Consider the following 862-nt stretch of genomic DNA (forward strand, 5'->3'; position numbering starts at 1 on the left):
ATCGACGGGGCGGCGGTATGGGATGCCAGGACGAAGACGGTGACGGTGCAGACGGCGGACCGTCTGGTCACGATGAAACTCGGCGCGAAGCGGGCGACGGTGAACGGGAAGCAGGCGGCGCTTGACGCGGCGCCTGTCGTCAGGCAGGGGGTTACCTACGTGCCGCTCCGGTTTGTCACGGAGGCGCTCGGCATGGACATCTCCTGGAATGCGAAGCAAAAGTCGGTCGGCGTGAATCATGACAAGCGGTTCATCATGGCCAAGGATGGCCGGCAGTATATGTGGATCGACCTGGCCACCGGCAATATCTATGCGGCGGGGCAAGGGGCGCCTTCCGTTCTCGCCGGGCAAGCGAAGGAGAAGCCGGATCCGGAGGGGCTGAACCCGGCTCACTTGGTCTCTCTTGGCGGTGATAACTGGCTGTTCACGGTGAAAGATATTATAAAAATAGCATTTATGGAAACCGACTATCAGTACCTGATTTCGAATGGAAAACTGACCGCAAGCGCCAAGGCCGAATTTGTCGGCGGTACGCCGGTGCGGCACAAGCCCGTGTTCGGCGGGCAGGCCATCCTGTCCGACGGATCGGACATCATTTTCGTCAAACCCAACGGGACGGCGGCAAGCCGGCTCGCTCTTGGCGAGATAACCGGGCTCGAAGGGGAGGGACAGATGGAGGAAGTTTTCTCGGTGGAGGAAGCATTCGAGGACATCCTGCTCGTGCGGGCGCATCCGCACGGCACGCTCTGGCTCGTGGACCGGACGACGGAGGAGGCCGTTCCGCTCTACCGGGAACTGCTGCCCGAAGACCAGCAGACCATCGTGGATGGTTACGACAAAATGGATGCGAACTATCACGGCG

At 60.9% G+C, this 862-nt stretch carries 1 protein-coding gene; it reads left to right on the forward strand.

Annotated features, from left to right (window positions below; genetic code table 11):
* A partial coding sequence (locus ABEV74_RS23225) for a copper amine oxidase N-terminal domain-containing protein (protein ID WP_430150128.1) occupies nucleotides 1–862 on the forward strand: 862 nt, incomplete at both ends.

The organism is Paenibacillus cisolokensis (assembly GCF_050481165.1).
GTDB classification, from domain to species: Bacteria; Bacillota; Bacilli; order Paenibacillales; family Paenibacillaceae; genus Paenibacillus_AH; species Paenibacillus_AH cisolokensis.